Origin of the sequence: Planotetraspora mira (assembly GCF_016863275.1) — a bacterium.
GTDB lineage: Bacteria > Actinomycetota > Actinomycetes > Streptosporangiales > Streptosporangiaceae > Planotetraspora > Planotetraspora mira.
The window spans coordinates 57,036-81,418 of record NZ_BOOO01000033.1; the positions used below are offsets into that span (position 1 = coordinate 57,036).

The 24,383-nt window shown below is 69.7% G+C and carries 21 protein-coding genes; 12 read left to right on the forward strand and 9 right to left on the reverse strand.

All coding sequences use genetic code 11. The annotated features are described in order from the left end of the window. Positions 1–40: 40 nt before the first annotated feature. From Pmi06nite_RS27145 to tkt, 3 genes are read right to left on the reverse strand one after another with little or no spacing between them, the layout of a single operon-like run. Entirely contained in the window at positions 41–1,666 is a 1,626-nt protein-coding gene (locus tag Pmi06nite_RS27145; RefSeq protein ID WP_203955966.1) for a phosphoglucose isomerase-related protein, read from the reverse strand. Positions 1,667–1,672: 6 nt separating this feature from the next. Next, complete coding sequence (tal, locus tag Pmi06nite_RS27150) at positions 1,673–2,776, reverse strand: transaldolase (RefSeq protein WP_203955967.1); 1,104 nt, start codon at positions 2,774–2,776, stop codon at positions 1,673–1,675. Positions 2,777–2,786: 10 nt separating this feature from the next. Next, a complete protein-coding gene (gene tkt / locus Pmi06nite_RS27155; RefSeq protein ID WP_203955968.1) occupies positions 2,787–4,925 on the reverse strand; it encodes a transketolase in 2,139 nt (712 codons plus the stop codon). 255 nt (positions 4,926–5,180) lie between these two features. On the opposite strand from tkt, the gene Pmi06nite_RS27160 reads away from it, so the two are divergent. Then, a complete protein-coding gene (locus Pmi06nite_RS27160; protein ID WP_373317337.1) occupies positions 5,181–6,143 on the forward strand; it encodes a heme o synthase in 963 nt (320 codons plus the stop codon). 24 nt (positions 6,144–6,167) lie between these two features. On the opposite strand, the gene Pmi06nite_RS27165 is transcribed toward Pmi06nite_RS27160, so the two are convergent. Next, the gene (locus Pmi06nite_RS27165; RefSeq protein ID WP_203955969.1) at positions 6,168–7,730 is read right to left on the reverse strand and encodes a N,N-dimethylformamidase beta subunit family domain-containing protein; all 1,563 of its coding nucleotides are present in this window, start codon (positions 7,728–7,730) and stop codon (positions 6,168–6,170) included. Positions 7,731–7,931: 201 nt separating this feature from the next. Between Pmi06nite_RS27165 and Pmi06nite_RS27170 the strand changes: the two genes are divergently transcribed. After that, positions 7,932–9,341 carry a PrsW family intramembrane metalloprotease gene (locus Pmi06nite_RS27170; protein ID WP_203955970.1) on the forward strand — a complete coding sequence of 470 codons (1,410 nt, stop codon included), beginning with the start codon at positions 7,932–7,934 and terminating at the stop codon, positions 9,339–9,341. Positions 9,342–9,434: 93 nt separating this feature from the next. Here the strand turns inward: Pmi06nite_RS27170 and Pmi06nite_RS27175 are convergent, their stop codons facing one another. From Pmi06nite_RS27175 to Pmi06nite_RS27195, 5 genes are all read right to left on the reverse strand, one after another. Then, entirely contained in the window at positions 9,435–10,133 is a 699-nt protein-coding gene (locus Pmi06nite_RS27175; protein WP_203955971.1) for a SanA/YdcF family protein, read from the reverse strand. Positions 10,134–10,143: 10 nt separating this feature from the next. Beyond that, entirely contained in the window at positions 10,144–11,148 is a 1,005-nt protein-coding gene (locus Pmi06nite_RS27180; RefSeq protein ID WP_373317338.1) for a COX15/CtaA family protein, read from the reverse strand. Between the two features lie 97 nt (positions 11,149–11,245). Continuing rightward, on the reverse strand, positions 11,246–12,151 hold the full coding sequence (locus tag Pmi06nite_RS27185) for an EamA family transporter (RefSeq protein ID WP_203955973.1): 906 nt from the start codon (positions 12,149–12,151) through the stop codon (positions 11,246–11,248). A gap of 318 nt (positions 12,152–12,469) precedes the next feature. Next, the gene (locus tag Pmi06nite_RS27190) at positions 12,470–13,234 is read right to left on the reverse strand and encodes an ABC transporter permease (protein WP_203955974.1); all 765 of its coding nucleotides are present in this window, start codon (positions 13,232–13,234) and stop codon (positions 12,470–12,472) included. Between the two features lie 120 nt (positions 13,235–13,354). Further along, positions 13,355–14,287 (reverse strand): ABC transporter ATP-binding protein, encoded by a 933-nt coding sequence (locus Pmi06nite_RS27195; RefSeq protein ID WP_203955975.1) that lies wholly within the window; start codon positions 14,285–14,287, stop codon positions 13,355–13,357. 482 nt (positions 14,288–14,769) lie between these two features. Between Pmi06nite_RS27195 and Pmi06nite_RS27200 the strand changes: the two genes are divergently transcribed. From Pmi06nite_RS27200 to Pmi06nite_RS27245, 10 genes are all read left to right on the forward strand, one after another. Next, a complete protein-coding gene (locus tag Pmi06nite_RS27200; protein ID WP_203956107.1) occupies positions 14,770–15,519 on the forward strand; it encodes a helix-turn-helix transcriptional regulator in 750 nt (249 codons plus the stop codon). Then, the gene (gene sufB, locus Pmi06nite_RS27205) at positions 15,516–16,928 is read left to right on the forward strand and encodes a Fe-S cluster assembly protein SufB (RefSeq protein ID WP_203955976.1); all 1,413 of its coding nucleotides are present in this window, start codon (positions 15,516–15,518) and stop codon (positions 16,926–16,928) included. The genes Pmi06nite_RS27200 and sufB overlap by 4 nt, the downstream gene beginning before the upstream one ends. Beyond that, positions 16,928–18,049: a Fe-S cluster assembly protein SufD gene (gene sufD / locus Pmi06nite_RS27210; protein WP_203955977.1), complete on the forward strand. Its 1,122-nt coding sequence runs from the start codon at positions 16,928–16,930 to the stop codon at positions 18,047–18,049. The genes sufB and sufD overlap by 1 nt, the downstream gene beginning before the upstream one ends. After that, on the forward strand, positions 18,046–18,399 hold the full coding sequence (locus tag Pmi06nite_RS27215; protein WP_203955978.1) for a non-heme iron oxygenase ferredoxin subunit: 354 nt from the start codon (positions 18,046–18,048) through the stop codon (positions 18,397–18,399). The genes sufD and Pmi06nite_RS27215 overlap by 4 nt, the downstream gene beginning before the upstream one ends. A 4-nt stretch (positions 18,400–18,403) precedes the next feature. Next, the gene (gene sufC, locus Pmi06nite_RS27220; protein ID WP_203955979.1) at positions 18,404–19,180 is read left to right on the forward strand and encodes a Fe-S cluster assembly ATPase SufC; all 777 of its coding nucleotides are present in this window, start codon (positions 18,404–18,406) and stop codon (positions 19,178–19,180) included. Continuing rightward, entirely contained in the window at positions 19,180–20,445 is a 1,266-nt protein-coding gene (locus tag Pmi06nite_RS27225) for a cysteine desulfurase (RefSeq protein ID WP_203955980.1), read from the forward strand. Before sufC ends, Pmi06nite_RS27225 begins: the two co-directional genes overlap by 1 nt. Before the next feature lie 4 nt (positions 20,446–20,449). Continuing rightward, positions 20,450–20,887, forward strand: coding sequence for a Fe-S cluster assembly sulfur transfer protein SufU (gene sufU / locus Pmi06nite_RS27230; protein WP_203955981.1), 438 nt, complete (start codon positions 20,450–20,452; stop codon positions 20,885–20,887). Between the two features lie 136 nt (positions 20,888–21,023). Next, entirely contained in the window at positions 21,024–21,398 is a 375-nt protein-coding gene (locus Pmi06nite_RS27235) for a metal-sulfur cluster assembly factor (protein WP_239095063.1), read from the forward strand. 526 nt (positions 21,399–21,924) lie between these two features. Further along, on the forward strand, positions 21,925–23,610 hold the full coding sequence (locus Pmi06nite_RS27240) for a DEAD/DEAH box helicase (protein WP_203956109.1): 1,686 nt from the start codon (positions 21,925–21,927) through the stop codon (positions 23,608–23,610). A gap of 479 nt (positions 23,611–24,089) precedes the next feature. Further along, positions 24,090–24,353, forward strand: a complete 264-nt coding sequence (locus Pmi06nite_RS27245) for a phosphoribosyl-ATP diphosphatase (RefSeq protein ID WP_203886168.1) — start codon at positions 24,090–24,092, stop codon at positions 24,351–24,353. Positions 24,354–24,383: the final 30 nt, after the last annotated feature.

Sequence of the window (24,383 nt, forward strand, 5' to 3'; positions counted from 1 at the left end):
ACCTCCCTGGCGATTCCTTCGCCAATTACGCATCGCATGGTCAGAGCTCCTCTGCCACCGAGAGAAGGTGCCTGACGCCGGCGACCCGGTCGGTCAGGTGGAGACGTACGGCGGGTCGGCCCCGGGAGGTCAGCGCGCGGAGGTCGCCGAGCGCCTGGGCGAGTTGCAGCCTGCCCAGGGTGTACGGCTTGTCCGGGACCTCGATGTCGTCCGTGATCGCCCCCGTGATCTGAAGGAACGCGCCCACGGCGGGCCCGCCCTTGTGGAACTGGCCGGTCGAGTGGAGGAAACGCGGTCCCCAGCCGAACGTGACCGGACGGTCCGTACGGTAATCGAGCAGCGCGCGGAGTGTGGCGATGTCGGCACTCGCCCACTGCTCGGTCATCTCCTCGAACGAGGCGTCCCCCACCGTGGCCGCGTCGAACGCCGCCTCCCGGTCCAGGTACGCCATGATCGCGAGATATCCGCGATCGGGCACGGCCTTCAGCGCCCACCTCAGCACGTCGGCCAGGTCCTTCGGGTGCCCCGGCAGGTCGCCGTAGACCTCTACCGGGCCGTCCGTGAGGATCGGTGTCCCGGTCGGCAGCGGCCCGTCCCCCGCCTCAGAGAGGATCGCGGTGGTGTTCTCCTTCGACTCGGCCACGTTGGGCTGGTCGAAGGGGTCGATGCCCAGAACGCGGCCCGCGACGGCCGTGGCGTACTCCCACACGAGGAACTGCGCGCCCAGCGGCCCGTCTATGGTCCGCTCCCCGTCGCGCCCGATGTTCAGGGTGTACTGGTCGTGGCCTTCGGCCGCCTCGGCGCCGGCCACGGGGAGGATGCCCTTGCCCTGCTTGCCGGTCGACTCGGCGATCAGCTGCTCGATCCAGTCGGGCAGCCCGTTGATCTCGGACAGGGTGTCGAGCAGGATCAGCTTGTCGCGGCCCGCCTGATACTGCGCGCCGAGCAGGGCGCCGAGGTCGAGGCCCGGGTTGCCCTCCGACTGGGAGAGCAGGGCACGCACCCCGGCGGCGTCGTCGAGCAGTCTCCGCACGTCGGCCCCCGCCAGTGCGCTGGGCACCAGCCCGAACGCGCTCAGGGCGCTGTAGCGGCCTCCGACGTTCGGGTCGGCCAGGATGACCTGGTACCCGGACTCGATGGCCGTCTGCTCCAGCGGCGAGCCGGGGTCGGTGACGACGATGATCCGGTCCGCGGGGTCGATCCCGGCGTCCCTGAAGGCCTTCTCATAGATCCTTCGGTGACTGTCGGTCTCGATCGTGCCGCCGCTCTTGCTGGAGACCACCAGGAGCGTCCGCTCGAGCCGGTCGTTCAGCGCCCGCCGGACCTGGTGCGGGTCGGTCGTGTCGAGGACCGTCAGCGGCACGTCAGCGGTCGCGCAGATGACCTCGGGGGCCAGCGAGGAACCGCCCATGCCCGCGAGGACCACGTGGTCGAGACCCTGCGCCTGGGCGCGCTCGACCAGATTCACGATCTCAGGGAGCAGTTCCCTGCTGGTCAGGGGGAGGTTCAGCCACCCGAGCCGGATCCTCGCCTCGGCCTGGCTGGGCGCCCCCCACAGCGAGGGATCGCCCGCGGCGAGCGCCGCGGGCACCCCCTCGGCGGCCAGGATCTCCCTGACCGCCTGTACGGCATCGGCCTCATGGCCGATGCCAACATCGATGGACATGCGTGGTCAGGCCTTCCGAAGCTCGGAGTCGACCGTCTCGAGGAGCTCGTTCCAGGAGGTCTCGAACTTCTGGACGCCCTCGTCCTCGAGCACGCGGACGACGTCGTCGTAGTCGATCCCGGCGTCCTTGAGCGCGGCCATCACGTTCCAGGCCTGCTCGTAGAACGGACGGATGGTGTCGCCGGAGATCTTGCCGTGGTCGGCCGCCGAGTCCAGCGTCTTCTCGGGCATCGTGTTGACGATCCCCGCGGTCACGAGCTGGTCGACGTAGAGGGTGTCGGGGTAGTCCGGGTTCTTGACGCCGGTCGAGGCCCACAGCGGACGCTGCGGACGGGCGCCGGCGGCGCGCAGGGCCTGCCAGCGCGGCGAGCTCATGACCTCCTCGAAGGCGGCGAACGCGAGCCGGGCGTTGGCGACGCCCGCCTGGCCCTTCAGCGCGAGCGCCTCCGGCGTGCCGAGCTTGTCCAGCCGGGCGTCGATCTCGGTGTCGACACGGCTGACGAAGAACGACGCCACCGACTCGATGCCGGCGAGGTTGTGCCCGTTGGCCTTGGCCTTCTCCAGGCCGGTCAGCCAGGCGTCCATGACCCCGCGGTACCGCTCGAGGGAGAAGATCAGCGTGACGTTGACGCTGATGCCCTCCGACAGGGCCTGCGTGATGGCGGGCAGACCCTCGACCGTCGCGGGGATCTTGATGTGGACGTTGGGGCGGTCGACCATCCACCACAGGGCCCGGGCCTCGGCGATCGTCGGCTCGGTCTTGCGCGCCAGGCGCGGGTCGACCTCGATGGAGACGCGGCCGTCCACGCCGTTGGTGGCGTCGTAGACCGGCTTCAGCACGTCGGCGGCCCACCGGATGTCGAAGGTGGTGATCGCACGCACGGCCTCGTCGACGGACACGCCGCGCAGGGCGAGGTCGCGGAGCTGGACGTTGTAGGCGTCGCCCTTGCTCAGCGCGCCGGCGAAGATCGTGGGGTTGGACGTGACGCCCGTCACGGCCTTGTCACGGATCAGGGCGGCAAGGTTGCCGCTGCGCAGCCGCTCCCGGCTGATGTCGTCAAGCCAGATGGAGACGCCGGCGTCGACGAGCCGCTTCAGGTTCTCGGTCATTGTCTGTTCCTCAGTTTCCGGTCGTCTCGCCCTTGTCAGCCCCGGTCTTGGCCAGGCTGGCCTTGGCGGCGGCCACCAGTCGGTCGGCGGTCAGGCCGAACTGCTCGTAGATCGTCTTGTACGGCGCGGAGGCGCCGAAGTGCTCCAAACTGAGCACTTCCCCCGCATCACCGACGAACTCGCGCCAGCCCAGTGAGATTCCCGCTTCCACGGCGGCCCTGGCCCGGACCGCCGGAGGCAGGACGGTCTGCTTGTAGGCGTCGTCCTGGGCCTGGAACCACTCCACGCACGGCATCGAGACCACGCGCGTCGCGATGCCCTGGGATTCGAGGATCCCGCGGGCCTCGACGGCGATCTCGACCTCGCTGCCGGTGCCGATGAGCACGACCTCAGGCTGCCCGTTGGAGGCGTCCTGGAGGACGTACCCACCACGCGCGACCTTGTCCGCGTCGGCGGTGCCCTCGTAGACCGGGAGGTTCTGCCGGGTGAGCGCGAGGGCCGCGGGGCGGTCGTCGTGCTCCAGGATCACCTTCCACGCCGCGGCGGTCTCGTTGGCGTCGGCCGGGCGCACCACGTCGAGGCCGGGGATCGCGCGCAGCGCCCACAGGTGCTCGATGGGCTGGTGGGTCGGGCCGTCCTCGCCGAGACCGATCGAGTCGTGCGTCCAGACGTAGGTCACCGGCAGCTTCATCAGCGCGGCCAGCCGTACGGCCGGGCGCATGTAGTCGCTGAAGACCAGGAACGTGCCGCCGTAGGGGCGCGTGCCGTTGTGCAGCGCGATGCCGTTGAGGATGGCGCCCATGCCGTGCTCGCGGATGCCGAAGTGCAGCGTGCGGCCGTAGGGGTTGCCGGGGAACTCCTTGGTCTGCCGGTCCGAGGGGATGAAGGAGGGCTCGCCCTTCATCGTGGTGTTGTTGGACTCGGCCAGGTCGGCGGAACCGCCCCAGAGCTCGGGGAGGACCGGCGCCAGCGCGTTCAGGACCTCGCCGGACGCCTTGCGCGTGGCGACGGAGGAGCCCACCTCGAAGGACGGCAGAGCATCGTCCCAGCCGGCGGGCAGCTTGCGGTGCGAGATCCGGTCGAACAGCTCGGCGCGCTCCGGGCTGGTCTCACGCCAGGTCGCGTAGCCCTTGTTCCATTCGGCGTGCAGGTCGCGGCCCCGTGCGACGACCGCGCGGGCGTGCTCGAGCACCTCGGCGGGCACGTCGAAGTGCTTGTCCGGGTCCATGCCCATGACCTGCTTGGTGGCGGCGACCTCGGCCGCGCCGAGCGCGGAACCGTGGATCTTGCCGGTGTTCTGCTTGTTCGGCGCGGGCCAGCCGATGATCGTGCGCAGCCTGATGATGGACGGCTTGCCCGTCTCCGCCCGGGCGGCCTCGAGAGCCGCGTACAGCGCGGGGACGTCCTCCTTGTAGTCGCCGGTCTTCAGCCAGTCGACGTTCTGGACGTGCCAGCCGTACGCCTCGTAGCGCTTGAGGACGTCCTCGGACAGGGCGATGTCGGTGTCGTCCTCGATCGAGATCTGGTTGGCGTCGAAGATCACCGCGAGGTTGCCGAGCCGCTGGTGGCCGGCGATCGAGGCGACCTCGTGGTTGATGCCCTCCTCGATGTCACCCTCGGAGGCGATGCACCAGATGGCGTGGTCGAAGGGGGACTCGGTCGCGGGCGCGTCGGGGTCGAACAGACCGCGCTCGCGGCGGGCGGCCATCGCCATGCCCACGGCGTTGCCGAAGCCCTGGCCGAGAGGGCCGGTGGTCGTCTCCACGCCGACGGTGTGCCCGTGCTCCGGGTGACCCGGGGTCAGGCTGCCCCACTGGCGCAGCGCCTTGAGGTCGTCCAGGGTCAGGCCGTAGCCCGACAGGTAAAGCTGGATGTACAGCGTCAGGCTGCTGTGGCCGGCGGAAAGCACGAACCTGTCACGGCCCGCCCACTGGGGGTCGGACGGATCGTGTCGCATGACCCGCTGGAAAAGAAGATAGGCGGCGGGAGCGAGGCTCATCGCGGTGCCGGGGTGGCCCGAGCCCGCCTTCTCCACCGCGTCCATGGCCAGGGCGCGCACCACGTCGACAGCCTGCCGATCGAGGTCGCTCCACTCAAGGCTTTCGCTGCTCAACTGCTCGATCCCCTCTTGTTCATTCGCGCTTGTCATCCGCGCTGGGTTGTGGCATTCCCGCCCACACGGGGACCCTAGTGGGTCCGCTGTACTGCCGTTCGGCAGCCCCTCGGTCGGCCGTGAGGCACCTGAGCAGCGAGGCCTCCGGGTGGCGGGACAGGGAGGGCTTTCGGCCCCAGTTCCTGGACCACCGGTCTCCCCGACTACAGTGATTGCTCAACTGCCGGGTGCTGCCCGGAGATCCGCTCTAATCAGAGGTTACGCGTTGACCCCGCATGTGTTGGAAGCGCCTTGACGCTGCTGACGAACAAGCAAACGATGGCCCCGCCGGGAACCGCCGAGACGGCCGCCGCCGCCACGACCCCCCGTACCCTCGGGGCGGTCATCAAGGCGTACGTGGCGCTGACCAAGCCCCGGATCATCGAGCTGCTCCTGATCACGACCCTGCCGGTGATGTTCCTCGCGGCGCGGGGTCTTCCTCCGCTGTGGACGGCCACGGCGACGATGATCTTCGGCACCCTCTCGGCGGGCAGCGCTAACGTCCTGAACTGCTACATCGACAGGGACATCGACAAGACCATGCGGCGCACGCGCCGCAGGCCGCTCGCCAAGGCCGACGTCACCCCGCAGGGCGCGCTGGTCTTCGGCATCGTCCTCGGCGTCCTGTCCACCCTCGGCCTCGGCCTCACGGTGAACTGGGTGGCCGCGGGGCTCTCGCTGGCGGCGATCCTGTTCTACGTCTTCGTCTATTCGATGATCCTCAAGCGGCGGACGTCACAGAACATCGTGTGGGGCGGCATCGCGGGCTGCATGCCGGTGCTGATCGGCTGGGCCGGGATCACCGGCGGCCTGTCCTGGGCGCCCCTCGTGCTGTTCGGCGTCGTCTTCTTCTGGACGCCCCCGCACACGTGGACCCTCGCCATGCGTTACCGCGAGGACTACGCCGCGGCCCATGTGCCGATGTTGCCCGTCGTGGCCACCGAACGCCAGGTCGTGCGGCAGACCATCGCCTACACCTGGGCGACCGTGCTGTGCTCGCTGCTGCTGTGGCCTGTGGCGAAGACCACCCTGATCTATCCGGCGGTGGCCCTCGTCCTCGGCGCCGGGTGCCTGTGGGAGGTCTACCGCCTGCTCGGCCGGCTGAACGCCGGCAAGACGGGCGTCGACCTGCGGCCGATGCGGTTCTTCCACTGGTCGAACGTCTACCTGGCACTGCTCTTCCTCGCGGTCGCGGTCGACGCGCTCTTCGTCTGACCGTCCGCCCCCGCTCCGTACGGCTCAGCCGTACAGGTCGGTGACGTTGTCCCTCGGGGCCGGTTCGAGCTCTCCGGCGGGGCCGCGCGCGAAGGAACGCAGCAGGTTCTCCGTCACCGTCGTGACGAAACACCGGGTCCGCCCGTCGATTCCGTGGGCCACCGGGCTGTCGCGCGTGCCGGCCATCAGCGCCTCGGCCCACCGCATCGTGCCCGAGGCGAACACCCCGGCCCCGCTCGGCGCCGTGTAATAGGCCGAGTCGGCGTGGCTCGGCCTCCTGCCGCACATCAGGGGCGAGTGGGCGAGGATCTCCAGCGGCCGCGGGGTCGGCACGCTCGGGTTCACCCGGTCGTACTCCACCCCCACCAGGTGGGGGAAGGAGTCGCCGTACGCGACTCCCGTGCCCGCGAAGACCCAGTGATGCGGCGCGGTGACCACATAGGGCGCGTCGGCCGGGAAGCCGTCGTAGTAGACGCCGACGAGCGACGACTCGGGATCGGGCATCGGCTCGGCCCGGAAGTCCGCCGTCACCAGGTCCGGGCGGGTGCCGTACACGGGATCGAGGCCCGCGTCGGTCTTGTAGCAGACCACCCGGCGATCGTTCCCCTCCAGCCGGACGCGGCGGTAGCAGGTGTTGGCCCCGAGGAACGCGAGGTTCGTGCCGGCGTCCCTGGCGGCGGTGACGCGACGGCGCGCCTCGGGCGTCCAGTACTCGTCGTGGCCGAGGAAGAAGACCGCCCTGGCGCCGTCGAGGGCCCCGTCACGGCCGAGGTCGAGTCCGGTGGTGTAGGCGAGGTCGACGCCGAGCCGCTCGGCCAGCGCCACGACCGCCCGCTCGTGGATGAGGAACTTCTCCATGCCCGTGACGTCGTACGGCCGGTCGAAGCTGACGGCCAGCGAACGGGTGTCGTACCGGCCGCCCGCACCGAGATAGAGGCTGTAGCCGCCCCAGGCGTTGTAGGCCTGCCAGGTGGCGGCGGCATGGACCAGCACGGTCTTCCCCGCGGCGCTCGCTGATCGGACGACCAGCGGGACGTATCGCTGGGACCCTCCGGCGGCGTCGAGGCGGAGCAGGTAGGCGCCCTCGGGCCAGCCGTCCGTGGGCACGGTGGCCGACCGCGGCCATCCGGTGGTGACGGTCCGGGTGGCCGGGTCCAGCCCGGCGGGAGCGTGGGCCCGCCCGCGAATCCATCCGGAACTCCAGATCTTCCGTGCGAGGGCTCCGCCGTACCAGCCCATGCGGTAGGCCGTGACGCGGAAGCCGTCGGTGACGGTCGACACATGCAGGCCGACCGGCTCTCCGGGGAGCACGCTGACCTTGTCGCAGTAGCCGTCGACGGCGCCCGCGAGGCCGTAGGAGGTCAGGCGCCAGCCGGGGTCGCCGGGGAGGAGCCGCTCGGGCAGGGGCGGCGGCGCGAGAGGCAGAGCGGGCGGTGAGGGGGGCGGGGGCGGGACCGCCGGGGACGGCTTGAGGGCGGCGGGCTCCCGTGATCCCGCACACCCGCCGATGGATCCCGCGACGGCCGCGGCGCCGGCCACGCGAAGGAAACGGCGCCGGCCGAGGCCGTCCTGAGATGCCTCGTCCATCATCCTCACCTGCTCGAAGCCGACATCGCGCTGGCGAAAATATCGCGGGTCCCCGCGATGGAGGCCGAGCCTGAGGTCTGCTGTCCGCCTGTTTCGTGGAAAGGCCTGGCTTTCCGGTCCGAAGGACTGCGGGCCCGGCCGGCGCGGCGATCTGCCGGGGCCGGAGGGGACAGGACGTGCGTGTTCGGTTACAGTCGCGGAATGGCGAGCCTTGATCCCCGCGCGGTGCTGAAGGATCGCCCGTCGGCAGGCCTGATCATCGGCCTGGTCATCGCGGGGATCTGTGCCCTGGTGTCGTTCTCCTTCGACATCCTGAACGGCGATCCGGTCCAGTTCACCCTCGCGCTCGGGCTGGCTGTGGCGCCCGTTCCGCTGCTGCTCGCGGGCGTGCTCGCCCTCGACCGGATGGAGCCGGAGCCGCGCACCACTTTGATCTTCGCGTTCGCGTGGGGGGCGGGGATCGCCGTCCTGCTCGCCGGCATCCTCAACTCGCTCAACCTGCTCGCTTTAGAGCGGACGCTCGGGGACCCGAACAGCGCGCGGAACCTCGTCGCCACGTTCGGCGCGCCACCGGTCGAGGAGACGCTGAAAGGCCTGGTGCTGCTGGGGCTGCTGCGGTTCAGGCGGCAGGAGCTGGACGGCCCGACCGACGGCATCATCTACGCGAGCATGGTCGGCCTCGGCTTCGCGATGTCGGAGAACGTCAGCTACTACCTCGCCGCGCTGGACCAGAACGGTCCCGAGGGGCTCGCCGCCACCGTGGTGCTGCGCGGGGTGCTCTCCCCGTTCGCGCATCCCCTGTTCACCTCGTTGATCGGCATCTCGGTGGCGTACGCGGCCAACCGCAGGGGAGCGCCCGCGACCATTATGATCATCGCGGGCTGGATCGGGGCCATGGCCCTGCACGGCATCTGGAACGGCTTCGCCTCCTTCGGCGGGTTCGGCGGGCTCGCGATCGCCTACCTGATCCTCATGGTCATCCTGGTGATCGAGATCACGGTGATCGTCAGGGACAGGAAGCGCATCGTCGGCCTGATCCACCATTACCTGCCGCCGTACGAGCGCAACGGCCTGGTCAACCAGGCGGACATCTACATGTTGTCGTCGCTGCGGCGGCGCAGGCACGCCCGCACCTGGGCCAAGGCACTCGGCGGCAAGGCCGGCGCCCGGGCCATGAGCGACTACCAGCTCGCCGCCACCGAGTTAGGTCTGCTCCACGAGCGCGCCGCCCGCGGCGGCGTCGGCGAGGAGTCCTTCCGGGGCACCCAGCGCTCGCTCGCCGACCTGATGGCCTACGCCCGCCTGTCCTTCCCGATGCCCGAGCGGCACCAGGCCCGCGCGGCGAAGGGAATGCCGCCGCCCGGGTACGCACCCGGGGCCCCCAATGCGGGCCACCCGCGCATCCCCGGCTACGGACCAGGCGGCTTCCCTCCCGGCAGTCCCGGGCAGGGATACGGCCCTCCCGGTTACGGTCCGGGCGGCCACCCCTCGGGTCCGCACGGATACGACCCCGGCGGCTACCCAACGGGCTCCGGATACGACCCCGGCGGCTATCCACCGGGCTCCGGATACGACTCCGGTGGTTATCCGCCGGGCTCCTCCGCCGGATAGCCTCCGCGGCTCCCTTGGCCCGGGCCGCCCGCGATGGGCGGGCGGAGGGGGATTCGCCTCATACCGCGGTGCGGATGCGGCCGCCCGTCACGGTCAGCCCGTGAGCGCGTCGTCCAGGGTGGTCTCGCGGGGACCGAGGAACCGGGGGGAGGAGTTCAGGACCAGGCTGTTCAGCAGCGCCTTGGCCGCCGCGGGGATCTCCCTGGCGGCGTACACGGCCGTCTCCAAGGGCCAGTCGTGGCTCGAGTCGTCGCCGACGCCGAACGTCTCCATCCCCGCCGTACGGCACAGCGCCACGGCCCGGGGGAGATGGAACTCCTGTGTCACCACGATGAGGCGGGTCGCACCGAAGACCTTGTTGGCCCGGACGCAGGAGTCCCAGGTGTCGAAACCGGCATAGTCGAGAGCGATCTTCGTGACCGGGATTCCACGGCCGACGAGGTAATCGCGCATCACGGTCGGCTCGTCGTACCCGGCCCGGCTGTTGTCGCCTGACACGAGGATCGCCCTGATCTTGCCGGCCTGGTACAGCCGGGCCGCCAGGTCCAGCCGGGTCCGGAGCATCGGCGTGGGCCGGTCGCCGCCGATGCCCGCGCCGAGCACGAGCGCCGCGGGCATCACGGGCACCGAGTCGATCCAGTCGGTGTCAGGCCGTGCGACCACCCGATGGGGCGCGCTCTCCAGCCAGGCCCAGGTGATCGGCACCAGGGGGAGCAGGCTCAGCACGACGAGGATCTGGAAGGCCGTTCGCTGTGTCGCGCGTGACCACGGGGGGCGCGGCAGGCGGATCATGCGCGGCGGATCAGGCGTTCGCGGTGTGGGGGAGGGCTCGGTCGGGTGCGGGCGTGCCCAGCGTGCCGCGTGATCGCATCAGGAACACCACGCGCAGGGTCGCGATCCACACCAGGGTCGCGCCGAGAACGTGCAGGCCCACGATGAAGGCGGGGACGGCGAGGAAGTACTGCACGTAGCCGATCACGCCCTGGGCCAGTTCCACGCCGAGCAGCACCAGCGCCCCGCGTCTCGCCCGGCCGGGCGAGTCGGTCACGTGGAGCGCGAACAGCAGCGCGAACGTCAGCCCGACCACGATCCAGACGACGTCGGTGTGCAGTCGCACCACGCTCTCGATGTCGAAGCCGAACCGCGAGGCCGCCTGGTCGCCGGAGTGCGGGCCGGTGCCCGTGACCACGACGCCCACGATGATCAGGACGAAGACCGCGGCGGTCAGGAAGAAGCCCAGCGTCCTGATGTCCCGGTGGACCAGCCGATGGGGCGGCGCGTCGCCCTCCCCGGACCGGGCGTACAGGGTGAAGGCCGCGGCGATCATGCCGACCGACAGGAGGAAGTGCACGCTGACCGTCACCGGGTTGAGCAGGGTGCGGACCACCAGGCCGCCCCACAGCGCCTGCGCGACGACCCCGATCGGCTGGAGCGCGGCCAGCCGTACCAGGACGCGGCGGCCCTCCCCGTTGCCGGGCCGCGCGAGCCGTACGGCGGCGATCAGGCAGGCGATCGCGACGGCCAGGACCAGGAAGGTGAGCAGGCGGTTGCCGAACTCGATGGCCATGTTGACCGGGGAGTGCGAGTCGTGCGGAGCCGGGACGAAGCTGTCCGGGGTGCACCGCGGCCAGGTGGGGCAGCCGAGGCCGGATCCGGTCAGCCGCACGGCGGCCCCTGTGACGGTGATGCCCGCGTTGACCACGACCGCCGCCAGGGCCCAGAGCCGCATCGTGGCGGCGGTGGAGAACCAGAACGAGCGATAGAAGGCGATCGCATGGGGGCGAAGCCGGTCAACTAGGCGGGTCACGGCAATCATCGTAGGCCGCGGCAGGGGTGGTGTCCCCTTCGACCCTGATCCTCCTATAGCAAGGTGATCTGAATCGCTTTCGTGTTACGTCAGCGGGTCAGGACCGGATCCGGGTGGCGCCGATGGACGCCACGACGACGCAGCCGATGGCGGCCCACTCGTGCAACTGAAGCACCTCGCCGAGGACGAAGAGCCCGACCAGTGCGGCGACGGCGGGCTCCAGGCTCATCAGGATCCCGAAGACCTGCTTGGGCATCCGCCGGAGCGCCTCGAGTTCCAGCGAATAGGGGATGACCGACGACAGCAGCCCGACGCCCGCGCCCACGAGAAGGATCTCGGGGTCGAGCAGGCCGCTGCCGCCCGAGACGATGCCGATGGGCGTGACGAGGACCGTGGACACGATCATGGCGAAGGAGAGCCCGCTGGCGCCGGGGAACCGGGCGCCGGTGGCGGCGGACAGCACGATGTAGGCGGCCCAGAACACGCCTGCGAGCGCGCCGAAGCCGATGCCGGCCCAGTTCGCCCCGCCTCCCTGGCTCCAGGGGGCGAGCAGGATCACGCCCGCGCCGGCCAGGACGACCCAGATCAGGTCGAGCCGGCGGCGGGAGGAGACCACGGCGAGGGTGAGGGGCCCGATGAACTCGATGGCCACCGCGATCCCGATGGGCAGGCGGGCCAGCGCCTCGTAGAACGAGAGGTTCATCAGGCCGAGACTGAGCCCGAAGGCGATCGCGACGGTGAGGTCGCGTCGTGTCATCCCGCGCACCTTGGGCCGGACCATGGCGACGAGGATGATCGCACCGGTGGCGATCCGGAGGAACACCACCGCGGAGGGGGGAAGCTGGGCGAACAGGTTCTTGGCCAGCCCGGCGCCGACCTGGACGGACAGGATCGCCAGGAGGACGAGCCCGGGTGGCGGGATCGCGTCGGACGTCGCCCGCAGCGCCTTTCCCGCCCTCATCCTGTACGGCTCAGCGGCCCCGGACAGGGATTCAGCGGTCATGCGGGCAACTCCCGGAGCCAGGAACGATCTAACGCCCAAAACTGGACAACCAGCACTATGCCAGACCACCGATCCGACACCCCGCCCACCCAGCCATGATCATCCACCACTCCAGGCGTGATCACCCACCACCCCAGGCGTGATCATGCACAGGTTCGGAAAGACCCGCCCTGACCTGCGCACCCACCCAGCGTGATCATGCACACTTTCGGCCGCATCATCCCTGACCTGCGTGTACGGCATGCGTGATCATGCACACCTTCGGGGAAACACACTCCGACCTGGGCGGAAACCCGGCGTGATCATGCGCGGGAGGGGCTATTCCCAGCGGAACGTACGGGCGGCCAGCCCCAGGCCGGCCACGGTCCAGCAGGCCAGGACGATGACAGGTCCCGTGGGGAAGCCCGCGCCGTTCTCCAGCACCGAGCGCATGCCGTCCGTGAGCGCCGTGATCGGGAGCAGTTCCAGCACCGGCCGCACACCGTCAGGGAACTTGGTCAGCGGGAACACGACGCCCCCGAGCCCGAGCAGCAGGAGGTACACCAGGTTCGCCCCCGCCAGAGTCGCCTCGGCCCGCAGCGTCCCCGCCATGAGCAGGCCGAGCCCGCTGAAGGCGGCCGTCCCGAGCAGGACCAGCAGCACCACCCACAGCGGGTCCCCCTGAGGCGACCATCCCAGAGCCAGGGCGACGGCCCCGATCACCACGACCTGCACGATCTCGACCGCGATGACCGCGCAGGTCTTGGCCAGCAGCAGTCCCGTCCTGGACAGGGGAGTCGCTCCGAGCCGCTTCAGCACGCCGTACCGCCGCTCGAAGCCCGTCGCGATGGCCTGCCCGGTGAACGCGGTGGACATCACGGCGAGCGACAGGATCCCGGGGGTGACGAAGCCGATCCGCGACCCGCTGACGTCGATCAGCGCGGCCTGGGAGAACCCCACCAGAAGCAGGATGGGGATGATCATCGTGAGCAGCAACTGCTCGCCGTTGCGGAGCATGGCCCGGGCCTCGGCGCCCGCCTGGGCGAGGACCATCCGGGGCAGCGGAGCCGCCCCGGGCCGGGGGCTGAAGTCGAGCGTCGTCATCAGGTCGTCCCACCAGTCATCAGGTCACTCCGCCGGCTCATCAGGCCCCTCTGCCGGCTCATCAGGCCGCTCCGTCAGTCGAAGGCGTCCGCGCCGGGCGGCGGGAGGGGCCGGGGCCCGTCATCGCAGCTCCCTGCCGGTCAGCTCGAGGAAGACGTCCTCCAGCGTGCGACGTTCGATGCTCAGGTCCTCGGCGGTGACGCCCTCCGTGGCGCACCAGGCCGTGACCGTCGCCAGCAGCTGCGGGCCGACCTGGCCCTCGATGATGTAGTGGCCCGCGGGCGACTCCTTGGCCGCGCTGCCGGGGGGCAGCGCGCTGAGCAGCTCGTCGAGGTTGAGGCCGGGACGCGCGCGGAAGCGGAGCTGGCGCTCGGCGCCGGTCAGCGTCTCGGGGCTCCCCTCGGCGACGACCCGCCCGTGGTCGATGACCACCACGTGGTCGGAGAGCTTCTCCGCCTCGTCCATGTGATGGGTGGTCAGCACCACGGAGACGCCCGCGTCGCGAAGGCCCGTCACCACGTCCCAGCAGGCGTGCCGGGCCTGGGGGTCGAGTCCGGCCGTCGGCTCGTCGAGGAAGACCAGCTCCGGCCGCCCGATGACCGCCGCCGCGAGCGAGAGCCGCTGTTGCTGCCCGCCTGAGAGCCGCCGGTACGGCGTCCGCGCGTGCTCGGTGAGGCCCAGAAGATCGAGGAGTGCCCCGGGATCGAGAGGATGGGCGTAGAAACGGGACACCACGCGAAGCCATTCGCCGGCCCGCGCGGCAGGGGGGACGCCTCCAGCCTGGGGCATCACGCCGAGACGCGGCCGGAGAGAGGCGTCGGCCGGATCGAGTCCCAGGACCCGCACGGTTCCCGCGTCGAGACGGCGGTAGCCCTCGCAGATCTCAATGGTGGAGGTCTTCCCCGCCCCGTTGGGGCCCAGGATCGCCGTCACTTCGCCGCGTCCGCAGGCCATGGTCAGACCGTCCACGGCGGTCGTCCGCCCGTACCGCTTGATCAGCCCACTGATCTCGACGGCTGCTCCGGCGCCCGAGGCGCTGCCACCCGCCCGCACGTCACGGGCCTCCCCTCAGCGAGATGAACCATCGGGGCCGTCCGGGAACCGGTCCGCCCTCACTGGTCGTCGATTCGAACCGGCCTGCCGATTCCCATCGAGTCTAGGGAGCAAGACGGTCGGTCCTGCCGGGGGATGGCCGTCCCGCGGCCGAAACACGGCCGAAGGCTGAGACGCCGCCGGTGAACATCCGCCCCATTATCATCGCGTACCGCCCCGCCTGATGATCTGCGGGCGGGCTGTCCGGCACGGGCTCCACGGTACGTCTTCGCAGGTTAGGTAAGCCTTACCTGCGTGAGAAATTGCATTCTTCTTGTCTTCCTCTTGGTTTGTCGTCCGGGAAGGAATTACGGCACACTGATGTTGTGAAATACGTGCCCGCAAGGACGAACACCGAGGAGACCGCCGTGCCGCGGCCTTCTGTGGTGCCCTCAGCGCGTACGCAGCCCCATACTTCCACCCCCGACGTGCCGCAGGCCGACGTGGGGCAGGGAAACCCCGTGCATCTCGGGCCCGGCGTGTCCGCCCAGATCACGGCCGAGCGCGGCACGCGCGCCCGGGTCGCGAGGCTGATCCTGGAGCACGGTCCGGTGACCGCGGCGTCCCTGGGCGAGAGGCTCGGCCTCACGCCCGCGGCGGTCCGCCGCCACCTCGACGCGCTGCTCTGCGACGGCATGATCGAGTCCCGTACGGCACGGCCGCGCGGCCAGCGGGGCCGCGGCAGGCCGGCCAAGCTGTTCGCGATCACCGACGACGGCCGCAGCGCGTTCGTGCACGCCTACGACGACCTGGCGGGGAGCGCCCTGCGGTTCCTGGCCGAGCGGCTGGGCGACGAGGCGGTGTCGGAGTTCGCGCAGGCGCAGATCTCCGGTCTGGTCAGCAGGCTCGAGCAGCTCATGCGTGAGGTCCCCGCCGACCAGCGGGTCCGCGTGCTGGCCGAGGCGCTGTCCGCCGAGGGCTACGCCGCGTCGTCCACGAAGACGGGGCAGGGCGGGGAACAGCTCTGCCAGCACCACTGCCCGGTGGCGCACGTCGCCGCCGCGTTCCCCCAGCTGTGCGAGGCCGAGACGGAGGCCTTCGGGCAACTGCTCGGCACGCCGGTGCAACGGCTGGCCACCATCGCGAACGGCGACGGGGTCTGCACCACCCATGTGAGTTCCCACGCGCTGGCCGCACGGCAGGCGCCAACCCAGATATCGAGCACATCGACGAGCAAGGAGTCCGGCAGGTGACTGTCACCGACCGCCCGGAGCTGGAAGGCCTCGGGAATTACAAGTTCGGCTGGGCCGACTCGGACGCGGCAGGCGCCGCGGCCCGGCGTGGCCTGTCCGAAGAGGTCGTCCGAGACATCTCCGCGCTCAAGAACGAGCCGGAGTGGATGCTCGACCTGCGCCTCAAGGGCCTTCGGCTGTTCAGGAAGAAGCCCATGCCCACGTGGGGCTCTGACCTCACGGGCATCGACTTCGACAACATCAAGTACTTCGTGCGCTCGACCGAGAAGCAGGCCGCTTCCTGGGACGAGCTGCCCGCCGACATCAAGAGCACCTACGACAAGCTCGGCATCCCGGAGGCGGAGAAGCAGCGCCTGATCGCCGGAGTCGCCGCGCAGTACGAGTCCGAGGTCGTCTATCACAAGATCCGTGAGGACCTCGAGGAGAAGGGTGTCATCTTCGTCGACACCGACACGGGCCTCAAGGAGCACGAGGAGCTCTTCAAGGAGTACTTCGGCTCGGTGATCCCGGTGGGCGACAACAAGTTCGCCTCGCTGAACACCGCCACCTGGTCGGGCGGCTCGTTCATCTACGTGCCGCCGAACGTGAACGTCGAGATCCCGCTCCAGGCCTACTTCCGGATCAACACCGAGAACATGGGGCAGTTCGAGCGGACCCTGATCATCGTGGACGAGAACTCCTACGTCCACTACGTCGAGGGCTGCACCGCGCCGATCTACTCGTCCGACTCGCTGCACTCGGCGGTCGTCGAGATCATCGTGAAGAAGGGCGCCCGCTGCCGTTACACGACCATCCAGAACTGGTCGAACAACGTCTACAACCTGGTCACCAAGCGCGCCGTGGCGTACGAGGGCGCGACCATGGAGTGGATCGACGGCAACATCGGCTCCAAGGTCACGATGAAGTACCCGGCGGTCTACCTCATGGGCGAGCACGCCAAGGGCGAGACCCTGTCGGTCGCCTTCGCCGGTGAGGGCCAGCACCAGGACGCGGGCGCCAAGATGGTGCACCTCGCGCCCAAGACCTCCTCGACGATCATCTCCAAGTCCGTCGCGCGCGGCGGCGGCCGGACGTCCTACCGCGGTCTCGTGCAGATCGAGGAGGGCGCGGCCGGCTCGGCGTCGACCGTCAAGTGCGACGCCCTGCTCGTCGACCAGATCAGCCGGTCCGACACCTACCCGTACGTCGACGTCCGTGAGGACGACGTGTCGATGGGCCACGAGGCCACGGTCTCGAAGGTGTCGGAGGACCAGCTGTTCTACCTGATGAGCCGCGGCATGAACGAGGACGAGGCGATGGCGATGATCGTCCGCGGGTTCGTCGAGCCGATCGCCCGCGAGCTCCCGATGGAGTACGCGCTTGAGCTGAACCGCCTCATCGAGCTGCAGATGGAAGGAGCCGTCGGCTGATGGGTCTCGAAACGAAGCCGCTGTCGACGCTGCACGAGCGTTCGTCGTACAACGTGGCCGACTTCGACGTGCCGACCGGCCGTGAGGAGGAGTGGCGGTTCACCCCGCTCTCCCGCCTCAAGGGCCTGCACAACGGCACGGCGGCCGCCTCGGGCACCGTCGACGTCACCGTCGACGCCGCCCCCGAGGTGACCGTGGAGACCGTGGGCCGCGACGACGTCCGGATCGGCAAGGCGTACGTGCCCGCCGACCGGATCAGCGCGCAGGCCTACGCGTCGTTCGAGAAGGCGACGGTCATCACCGTCCCGCGCGAGGCCGTGGCCTCGCGGCCGTCGGTGATCACCCTCCGCGGCTCCGGCGACGGTGCGGCGTACGGCCACATCGTGGTGAAGGTGGAGGCCATGGCGGAGGCCGTCGTGGTCCTCGACCACGGTGGCAGCGCGGTGTACGCCGACAACGTCGAGTTCGTCATCGGCGACGGCGCCACGCTGAAGGTCGTCAGCCTGCAGGACTGGGACGACGACGCCGTCCACGTCTCGCACCACCACGCCCAGCTCGCCAAGGACGCGACGTTCCGCTCGTTCGTGGTGACCCTCGGAGGCGACGTCGTACGGCTGTCGCCCTCGGTGTCGTACACCGCTCCCGGCGGCGACGCCGACCTGACCGGTCTCTACTTCGTGGACGCCGGGCAGCACCTGGAGCACCGCCTCCTCGTGGAGCACACGGTGCCGAACTGCCGCAGCAACGTGACCTACAAGGGCGCGCTGCAGGGCGAGGACGCCCACGCGGTCTGGATCGGCGACGTGATCATCCGGGCGGAGGCCGAGGGCACCGACACCTACGAGCTCAACCGGAACCTCATCCTCACCGACGGCGCCCGCGCCGACTCGGTGCCCAACCTGGAGATCCTCACCGGCGAGGTCGCCGGCGCCGGCCACGCGTCGGCATCCGGCCGCCTCGACGATGAGCAGGTCTTCTACCTGCAGGCGCGGGGCATCCCGTTCGATGAGGCGCGCCGCCTGGTCATCCACGGATTCTTCGCCCAGCTTCTCGAGAAGATCGAGGTCGAGGAGATCCGCGAGCGCGTCCTCGCCGCCGTCGAGGCGGAGCTGGCGCGATGACCGGCGCACGAGCAGACGCCGACGCCGTTCACGGCGAGCGCTGGGAGAAGGTCTGCCAGGCCGGCGACATCCCCGACGAGGGTGCCATCGGCGTGGAGGTCGACGGGGTCCCGGTCGCGCTCGCGCGCACCGGTGACGAGGTCTTCGCCCTGCACGACGTCTGCTCGCACGCCGAGGTCAAGCTGAGCGAGGGAGAGGTCTACGACCACACCCTCGAATGCTGGCTGCACGGCTCCTGCTTCGACCTGCGGACCGGCAAGCCCACCGGCCCTCCCGCCACCAAGCCCGTGAACGTCTACCGAGTCAAGATCGAAGGCGACGACGTGTACGTCTCGCTCTCGAAGGAGTAATCAAGTGCCCACCCTTGAGATTCGTGACCTGCATGTCGCCGTCGGCGACAAGGAGATCCTGCGCGGCGTCGACCTGACCGTCCGCTCGGGAGAGACCCACGCCATCATGGGGCCCAACGGCTCCGGCAAGTCGACCCTCGCCTACGCGCTCGCCGGTCATCCGAAATACACCATCACGTCCGGAACGGTCCTGCTCGACGGTGAGGACCTGCTCGAGATGAAGGTCGACGAGCGTGCCCGGGCCGGCCTGTTCCTGGCCATGCAGTACCCCGTCGAGGTGCCGGGCGTCAGCGTGTCGAACTTCCTGCGCTCCGCGATCACCGCGGTCCGCGGCGAGGCGCCCAAGCTGCGCGAGTTCGCCAAGGACCTGAAGGCGGGCATGGACGCGCTGTCCATCGACCCCGCGTTCGCCCAGCGCAACACCAACGAGGGTTTCTCCGGCGGTGAGAAGAAGCGCCACGAGATCCTCCAGCTCGAGCTGCTCAAGCCGAAGATCGCCATCCTCGACGAGACCGACTCCGGCCTCGACGTCGACGCCCTGCGCGTCGTCTCCGAGGGCATCAACCGGTTCCGCGGTCTCGACGCGTCGGGTGCGGACACCGGCTCCGGCGTCGACACCGGCGTGCTGCTGATCACCCACTACACCCGCATCCTGCGCTACGTGAAGCCGGACTTCGTCCACGTCTTCGCCGCCGGCCGGATCGTCGAGGAGGGTGGTCCCGAGCTGGCCGAGAAGCTGGAGAACGAGGGCTACGAGGCGTACACGAAGGCGTCGGCCTGATGACCAGCGCGGCGCCTTTCGACGTGGAGAGGATCAGGAAGGACTTCCCGATCCTGTCCCGCGAGCTGCCCGGCGGCCGCCCGCTGGTCTATCTCGACTCCGGCAACTCCTCGCAGAAGCCCACGCTGGTGATCGAGACCATGCGTGAGCACCTGGCACAGCACTACGGCAACGTCGGCCGCGCCCTGCACGCCCTGGGCAGCGAGTCCACCGAGGCGTACGAAGGCGCCCGGGACAAGATCGCCGCCTTCATCGGAGCGCCGTCGCGCGACGAGGTGATCTTCACCAAGAACGCCTCCGAGAGCATCAACCTCGTGGCGTACGCCTTCGGCAACCCGATCAACACCGACGAACGGTTCAAGGTCGGTCCCGGCGACGAGATCGTCATCAGCGAGATGGAGCACCACTCCAACATCGTGCCGTGGCAGCTGCTCGCGCAGCGCACCGGCGCGACGCTGCGCTGGTTCCCCGTCACCGACGAGGGCCGTCTGGACATCGAGGGTCTCAACGAGCTGGTCACCGAGCGGACGAAGATCGTCTCGATCGTGCACCAGTCGAACGTCCTGGGCACGGTCAACTCGGAGTCGCCGATCCTGGCCAGAGTCCGCGAGGTCGGCGCGCTGATGATGCTCGACGCCTCGCAGTCGGTGCCGCATCAGGCGGTCGACGTGGCCGAGCTCGGTGTCGACTTCGTGGCCTTCACCGGGCACAAGATGGTCGGCCCCTCGGGGATCGGCGTCCTGTGGGGGCGCCGGGAACTGCTCGACGCCATGCCGCCGTTCCTGGGCGGAGGCGAGATGATCGAGGCGGTCTGGATGGACCACTCGACCTACGCGCCCGTGCCGCACAAGTTCGAGGCCGGGACGCCGCCGATCGTGGAGGCCGTCGGCCTCGGCGCGGCGGTGGACTACCTCACCTCCGTCGGCATGGAGGAGATCAAGCAGCACGAGAAGGAGCTCACCGGCTACGCGCTCGACGCGTTGCAGGAGGTCAACGGGCTCAGGATCATCGGTCCTCGCACCGTGGTCGCCCGTGGCGGCACGGTCTCGTTCACGATGGAGGGGATCCACCCGCACGATGTCGGGCAGATCCTCGACGACGTGTACGGCATCGCGGTCCGGGTAGGCCATCACTGCGCCCGCCCGCTGCATCTCCGGTTCGGAATTCCAGCGACCACGCGGGCGTCTTTCTACCTGTACAACACGACGGCCGAGATCGACGCACTGGTCCGCGGCCTCCACCACGTGCAGAAGGTGTTCGGCTAGAACCATGATCGCTGAATCCATGTACCAGGAGCTGATCCTGGAGCACTATAAGCACCCTCAGGGCAGGGGGCTGCGTGAGCCGTACGACGCGGAAGTCCACCACGTGAACCCGACCTGTGGTGACGAGGTCACCATGCGGGTCAAGCTGGGCGACGGCGGCAAGGTGCTCGACGTGTCCTACGACGGCCAGGGCTGTTCGATCAGCCAGGCCGCGGCGTCGGTGCTCCACGAGCTGGCCACGGGGTCGACCGTGCACGAGTCCCTGTCCGTGGTCGACGAGTTCACCCGGCTGATGCAGGGCCGGGGCCAGGTCGAGGCCGACGAGGACGTGCTCGGCGACGCGGTGGCCTTCGCCGGCGTGGCGAAGTTCCCCGCCCGGGTGAAGTGCGCCCTGCTGGCCTGGATGGCCTACAAGGACGCCCTGGTGAGGAGCCAGGCATGACCTGCCGTACCGGCGCCGACGGCGTCACCCGATCCGGGTGGCACGTGGGCGCGGGCGTTCCCCAAGGTGTTCCCCAAGGTAGTGAAGGCGGCGGCCCGGCACGGGGTGCGGGGGAGCCGCGAGGTGAGGAGACGACGTGAGCAAGCCGACAGAGACGCCGACGAGCCCGGCTCCGGCGTACGACGGGGAGACCTCCCCTGACGACGTCATGGAGGCGCTGAGGGACGTCGTCGACCCCGAACTCGGGATCAACGTCGTCGACCTCGGCCTGATCTACGGGCTGAACCTCGACGCCGCGGGTGAGGGCCAGCGCCCGGTCGCGACGATCGACATGACGCTGACCAGCGCGGCCTGCCCGCTGACCGACGTCATCGAGGACCAGGCCAACTCGGCCCTGGCCGACCTGGTCTCCGGCGTCGTGATCAACTGGGTGTGGCTGCCGCCGTGGGGCCCCGACAAGATCACCGACGACGGCCGTGACCAGCTTCGCATGCTGGGGTTCAACGTCTGATGTCCGTCCGGCCGTCCGGTGAACGCCGGACGGCCCGGCGTGATCCCGGAAACCCGCGTGTCCCCAGAGGCTTCCGGGAATGATGTAAGCTAGCGAGCAGTTGATGCTTTTCTGATGGTTTCGTTACTTTCCTGGGCTGCTTGCCCGATGTGACGGAGCCCGGTGTCCGTGAAGTCCTTTCGTGAGGACCGATACATCTGCGGGGACACCGGCATCACTGATGATCGCGAGTCGGCCGTGTTCGGGTAGACTCGCGGAAAGATCAGCGTTGGATCACCAGACGCGACGACCGCGTGACGCTGCTGAACGGCACGAGACCCTACGTGCCAAGGACTGATGACCGGAAGAGCCGGACGTCAAGTCCGCCCGGGAGAAACTCCCGGAGTTCCGCCGAGTGGGAGTCGCTCCCTCACGTCCTGAACGAGGTACGGCGCCGCCGTACTTGCCCTGGCTCGTCCTTTCGCAGAAGTGACGCGCCCCCGTGTTCCGACACGTCACCTTCGATGAAAGGCACGATTTCGTGACCATGCTCGACCCCGGCCTGCCCGAGATCACCGACGCCGCGGAGGCGGAGGTCACCCGAGCCGACTTCGCTCAGCTCGGGTTGCCCAAGCCGCTCGTGGCGGGGCTGGCCCGTCAGGGCATCACCGCGCCGTTCCCCATCCAGAGCGCGGCCATCCCCGACATCCTCGATGGGCGCGACGTCCTCGGCCGTGGCCAGACCGGCTCCGGCAAGACGTTGGCCTTCGGGCTTCCCACCATGACCAGGATCGCCGGTGAGCGGGCGCTCCCGAGGCGCCCCCGCGCCATCGTCCTGGTCCCCACCCGCGAACTGGCCCTCCAGGTGGCCGACGCGCTCGAACCGCTGGCCCGCGGCCTGTCGCTGCGCGTCAAGACGGTCGTGGGCGGCATGTCCATGGGCAGGCAGATCGAGGCGCTGCGCCGCGGCGTCGAGATCGTCGTCGCCACGCCCGGACGGCTGACCGACCTCATGGAGCAGGGAGAGTGCTCCCTGGAGGACATCGAGATCAGCGTCCTCGACGAGGCCGACCACATGTGCGACCTCGGCTTCTATCCCGTGGTGAGCTCGATCCTCGCCAAGACGCCCGCCAACGGCCAGCGGCTGCTGTTCTCCGCCACGCTGGACGGCGACGTCGACAAGCTCGTGCGGGCGTTCCTCACCGACCCGATCACGCACTCCCTCGACCCGGCGACCTCGTCGGTCGAGACCATGGAGCACCACCTCGTCCAGGTCCACCGTGACGACAAGGTCGACGTGACGGCGGAGATCGCCAACCGCGACGGCCGGACGATCCTGTTCGTCCGCACCCAGCACGGCGTCGACCGGGTCGTGAAGCAACTGGCGCGCGTCGGCGTCCGGGCCGGCGGCCTGCACGGCGGCAAGCGGCAGAACCAGCGCACCCGGATCCTGGGCGAGTTCCGCGAGGGCAACATCAAGGTGCTCGTCTGCACCGACGTCGCCGCCCGCGGCATCCACGTGGACGACGTCAGCCTCGTCCTCCACGTCGACCCGCCGGCCGACCACAAGAGCTACCTGCACCGCGGCGGCCGTACGGCCCGTGCGGGCGAGCGGGGCAGCGTCCTGACCCTGGTCATGCCGAACGAGCGCCGTTCGACCGAGCAGATGGCCCGCCGGGCGGGCATCAACGCTTCCCGGCACCGCGTCACGCCCGGCGACCCCGTGCTCGCCGACATCGCCGGCGCCCGCCGGCCCAGTGGCGAGTCGATCCCCGTGTGGGAGCCGGACGTGCGCAAGCCCCTGCGGGCCAAGGCCGACCACGCGGGCGGCGAGCGTCGGCGTGGCCGATTCGGCGAGCGCCGAGACCGGGACGGCCGTCCCGGCGAGGCCAGGCCGGCCCGTCGGCGCGACGAGTCGGCCGGCAGCGTGGGCGAGACCCGCGGCCGGTTCCGCGACAGGCCGTCGGAGGGGCGCGGAGAGCGGCGCGACGACCGGCCGGCCGAGCGTCGTGACGATTCCCGTGGCGGGAATGGCGGGTTCCGTGGAGACCGTCAGGGCGACAACCGTGGGCTCCAGGGAGACAGGCGCCGTGGCCCGGCCACCGGTGACTCCCGCGGTGACTCCCGCGGTGACTCCCGCGCCCGTTACCAGGGCGAGCGGCCCAGGTCGTCGGAGGGCCCCGCCCCCCGTTCCGACCGTCGTCCCCCTCGCCGTGACCACGCTTCGGCGTGATCATGCACAAGTTCGGAAATCGGGTCGCTGAGCTGGCCCGATTCCGATCGTGATCATGCACAGGTTCGGAAGATGAGGGTCTGAGCTGGCCGTTCTTGATTCGTGATCATGCACGGATTCTTGTGGCTGGGTCCTGATCTGCGGTTTTGCCTAACGTGATCATGCACGCAATAGCGCGTGCATGATCACGTTTTGCGTTTCCGCTGGTCGTACGGCGGATAGCCGAATGTGCGCATGATCACGCTTGGAGTTCGCCCTGCTGGGACCACGTTTTCACGAATGTGTGCATGATCACGGGTGAGGTTGGGGGCCGCAAGGGGATCGCCCGCGAGCTCTTCGGCTGAGTCCCGGAACCGCCCACGCCGTACGGCACGGGCCCGCGGAGGCGGCGGGCGCGACGCGCCCCAGGCGTGACTGACCTCGATGCGTCCATGCGGCGGATACCCTGGACAGGCACGCCCGACGATCCGAGAGAGATCATGAAGACGTTCGAAGAGCTGTACGCCGAGCTGGCCGAGAAGGCGCGAACCCGGCCCCCGGGGTCGGGGACCGTCGCCGCCCTGGACGCCGGTGTCCATGCCATCGGGAAGAAGATCGTGGAGGAGGCCGCCGAGAGCTGGATGGCGGCCGAGCACGAGTCGGCCGACCGGGCTGCCGAGGAGATCTCGCAGCTGCTCTATCACGTCCAGGTCCTCATGCTGGCGCGTGGCATCGGGCTCGACCAGGTCTACAAGCATCTGTAGCCGCGTGATCGCGGCCATCTGCTTCTGACC